The following is a 3809-nucleotide window of genomic DNA, read 5'->3' as shown; positions in this document are numbered from 1 at the left end:
GCTCGTCGAGGGTGGGTTCGTTGCGCATCGCCCGGCCGATGGCGATCTTGGTCGCCTCGTAGTTGGTGCGATAGAGATCGGCGCGGTCGAGGTTCGGATCCGTGGGCAGGGGCTGTCTTTAGCGGAGACGCACGGCCGTACCGTTGACCGACACCATCAGCATGCCGTTCTCCTTGCCCAGCACCTCGTAATCGACATCCACGCCGACCACCGCATCGGCGCCCAGCGCGCGGGCCGACTCCTCCAGGTCGGCGAAGGCCGCCTCACGCGCGTCGCGCAGCGCCGCCTGATAGCCGCCCGCCCGGCCGCCGACGATGTCGCGGACGGAGGAAAACAGGTCGCGGAACACGTTGACGCCCATGATCGCCTCGCCGGCGACGATGCCGAGATACTGGGTGATCTGGCGCCCCTCGACGGACTCGGTGCTGGTGACGATCATGACTGCAACTCCTTGCTGATGGCTTCGATGCCGCACAGATGGGGCCGCTCCGGCAGAGTCCAAGGCTGCACTGCGAAATCGCTGCGGGTTCGAGTCGATCGCGCCTTTCTCCCTCGTCCTCCCGCGGACGAGGATATTTTTTGCCTGGCGATCGCGGGAGGACGCGGTTGTGCTATCGTCTCCGCCTTAAAGCCGGAAGGGAGCGAGCATGGATCCCGTACTTGCCTTCGCCAGCATCGTCGGCGCCATCGCTGTCGGCGCCGCCAGTCCGGGGCCGAGCTTCGTGCTGGTCGCCCGCACCTCCATCGCGGTGTCGCGCCGGGCCGGTCTGGCCACGGCGCTCGGCATGGGGATCGGCGGCGTGTTCTTCGCATCCCTGGCGCTGCTGGGGCTGCATGCCCTGCTGTCGCAGGTCGGCTGGATGTATGCGGGGCTGAAACTGGTGGGCGGCGCCTATCTGCTGTACCTCGCGATCCGAATCTGGCGCGGGGCGGCAGACGCTCTCGTGGTGGCCGACGAGGGGCAGACAGCGCCAGCCGGGGTGTCGCGGCCGCTGCTGTTCGGGTTGCTGACACAGTTGAGCAACCCGAAGACGGCACTGGTCTATGGCAGCATCTTCGCCGCGCTGATGCCGGCCGAACCGCCGGTCTGGCTGTTCGTCGTCTTGCCGCCGGCGATCTTCCTGATCGAAACCGGCTGGTACGCCATCGTCGCCGCGGCCTTTTCCGCCGGCCGGCCGCGCGCCGCCTACCTGCGGTCCAAGCGCTGGGTCGACCGGGTTGCCGCCGCCGCCATCGGCGGACTCGGCGTCCGCCTGATGGCGGACGCTGTGCCCCCTCCCTGACCCTTACTTCTTCTTGCCCGACTGCGCGCGGGCGAACGCCTCGGCGAAGGCGCTGTTGACCGGCTCCGGCGCCTTGGCCGGCTTCGGCGCAGCCTTGGCCGCAGGCGCCAAGGGGCGGCGATCCTGCTGCTGCGGCTGTCGCGCCGGGCCACGGTCATCGCGGCGGTCCTCACGGCGTTCTTCCCGGCGGGCCGGACGCGGGGCTTCCTCGCCCATGCGCATGGTGAGCGCGATGCGCTTGCGGGGGATATCCACCTCCAGCACCTTCACCTTCACCACGTCGCCGGCCTTCACCACCGTGTGGGGATCCTTCACGAAGCTGTTGGCGAGTTGGGAAATATGCACCAGCCCGTCCTGGTGGACGCCGATGTCGACGAAGGCGCCGAAGGCGGTGACGTTGGTCACCACGCCCTCCAGCATCATCCCCGGCTGCAGGTGCTTCAACTCCTCCACGCCTTCTTTGAAGGTGGCGGTCTTGAACTCCGGACGCGGGTCGCGGCCGGGCTTCTCCAGCTCCTTGAGGATGTCCTCGACGGTCGGAACGCCAAAGCGTTCGTCGGTGAACTCCTCGGCGTTCAGGCCGCGCAGGAAGCGGGCGTCGCCGATGACGCTGCCGAGGTCGCGGCCGGTGGTCTTCACGATGCGCTGGACCACCGGATAGGCTTCCGGATGGACGGCGGAGCCGTCGAGCGGATTTTCGCCGTCGCGGATGCGCAGGAAGCCGGCGGCCTGTTCGAAGGTCTTCGGCCCCAGCCGCGCCACGTCGAGCAGCTGCTGCGCGAGCGGAAGGCGCCGTTGCGGTCGCGATGCTCGACGATGTTGCGGGCGATGGTCTCGTTCAGGCCCGACACGCGGGTCAGCAGCGGGATCGAGGCGGTGTTCAGGTCGACGCCGACCGCGTTCACGCAATCCTCGACCACCGCGTCCAGCGACCGCGCCAGTTTGCCGCCGGCGACGTCATGCTGGTACTGGCCGACGCCGATGGACTTCGGCTCGATCTTCACCAGCTCGGCCAGCGGATCCTGCAAGCGGCGGGCGATGGACACCGCACCGCGCAGGCTGACGTCCAGGTTGGGGAACTCGTGCGCGGCGGTTTCCGAGGCGGAGTACACCGAGGCGCCGGCCTCGCTGACCACCAGCTTGGTCAGGGACAGCTCGGGATGGCGCTTCATCAGGTCGGCGGCCAGCTTGTCGGTCTCGCGCGAGGCGGTGCCGTTGCCGATGGAGATCAGTTCCGCCTTGTGCCGCGCCGCCAGCGCCGCCAGCACGGCGAGCGAGCCGTCCCAGTCATTGCGCGGCGGGTGCGGATAGATCGTCGTCGTCTCCACCAGCTTGCCGGTGGCATCGACCACCGCCACCTTCACGCCGGTGCGGATGCCGGGATCGAGTCCGATGGTGACGCGCGGACCGGCCGGGGCGGCCAGCAGCAGATCGTGCAGGTTGCGGGCGAAGACGCGGATCGCCTCGTCCTCGGCACGCTCGCGCAACGATCCCATCAGGTCGGTCTCGATGTGCGGGCCGATCTTCAGCTTCCAGGTCCAGCGCACCACGTCGGACAGCCATTTGTCTGCCGGGCGTCCCTGGTCGCGGATGCCGGTGTGGGTGGCGATGGTGCCCTCCGCGGGATGGGGCCGCCCCTCTTCGACCGGCAGGTCGAGGCCGATGTCGAGCACCCCCTGCGCCCTGCCGCGGAACAGCGCCAGCGCCCGGTGCGACGGCAGCTTCGACCAGCTCTCCGAGAAGTCGAAATAGTCGGAGAACTTGGCACCCTCGGCCTTCTTCTCCTCGATCGCCTTGGAGGTGACGACGCCCTTGTCGGCCATGGCGGTGCGCAGGCGGCCGACCAGTTCGGCGTCCTCGCCGAAGCGCTCCACCAGGATGTGGCGGGCGCCGTCCAGCGCCGCCTTGACGTCGGCAACCCCCTTGTCGGCACTGACGAAGGCGGCAGCCTCGGCGTCCGGCTGTTTCCTGGGATCGGCCAGCAGCGCGTCGGCCAGCGGCTCCAGCCCGGCTTCGCGGGCGATCTGGGCCTTGGTGCGGCGCTTCTGCTTGTAGGGGAGGTAGAGATCCTCAAGCCGGGTCTTGGTGTCGGCCTGTTTGATCTGGCGTTCCAGTTCGGGCGTCAGCTTGCCCTGTTCCTGGATGGTCGACAGGATGCTGGCACGGCGGTCCTCCAGCTCCCGCAGATAGCCCAGCCGTTCCTCAAGGGTGCGGAGCTGGGTGTCGTCCAGGCCGCCGGTCGCCTCCTTGCGGTAGCGCGCGATGAAGGGAACGGTCGATCCCTCGTCGAGCATGGCGATGGCGGAGGCGACCTGGGACTCGCGGACCGACAGTTCGTCGGCAATGCGCTGGCTGATGGACAGCATGAGGCAGGGATCCTGCGGACTGGTGACGAGAGGAAAGGGCGTCTGTCATAGCGCGTCGGGGCGGTGGGACGCCACCCCGGCCTTTCGACAGAGGGAGCGGGCACGCCAACCCGGAGCTTGACCGCTTCCGGCAAGAATTTCGCAATAAAGTGGTAGGGGA

3 protein-coding genes and 1 pseudogene are annotated in these 3809 nt (G+C 68.5%); 1 reads left to right on the top strand and 3 read right to left on the bottom strand.

Annotated elements, in window-relative coordinates:
- Window positions 1-109, bottom strand: a 109-nt coding sequence (locus tag I71_RS36285; protein ID WP_244433999.1) for a formaldehyde-activating enzyme, incomplete at its 3' end; no start/stop codon positions are given.
- A gap of 9 nt (window positions 110-118) precedes the next feature.
- A complete protein-coding gene (locus I71_RS22825; RefSeq protein WP_042695650.1) occupies window positions 119-439 on the bottom strand; it encodes a heavy metal-binding domain-containing protein in 321 nt (106 codons plus the stop codon).
- Between the two features lie 208 nt (window positions 440-647).
- Between I71_RS22825 and I71_RS22820 the strand changes: the two genes are divergently transcribed.
- Complete coding sequence (locus tag I71_RS22820; RefSeq protein ID WP_042698728.1) at window positions 648-1283, top strand: LysE family translocator; 636 nt, start codon at window positions 648-650, stop codon at window positions 1281-1283.
- A 3-nt stretch (window positions 1284-1286) separates the two neighbouring features.
- Here the strand turns inward: I71_RS22820 and I71_RS22815 are convergent.
- A pseudogene (locus I71_RS22815) lies at window positions 1287-3649 on the bottom strand (Tex family protein).
- Between the last annotated feature and the right edge of the window lie 160 nt (window positions 3650-3809).

The organism is Azospirillum sp. B506, assembly GCF_000333595.1.
Classification (GTDB): Bacteria; Pseudomonadota; Alphaproteobacteria; order Azospirillales; family Azospirillaceae; genus Azospirillum.
The sequence above is the reverse complement of the archived record's forward strand: the minus strand, read 5'-3'. Positions and strand labels throughout refer to the sequence as shown.

Coding starts and splice junctions, on each gene's coding strand:
- I71_RS22825 (WP_042695650.1), bottom strand. CDS start 439: ATGATCGTCACCAGCACCGAGTCCGTCGAGGGGCGCCAGATCACCCAG.
- I71_RS22820 (WP_042698728.1), top strand. CDS start 648: ATGGATCCCGTACTTGCCTTCGCCAGCATCGTCGGCGCCATCGCTGTC.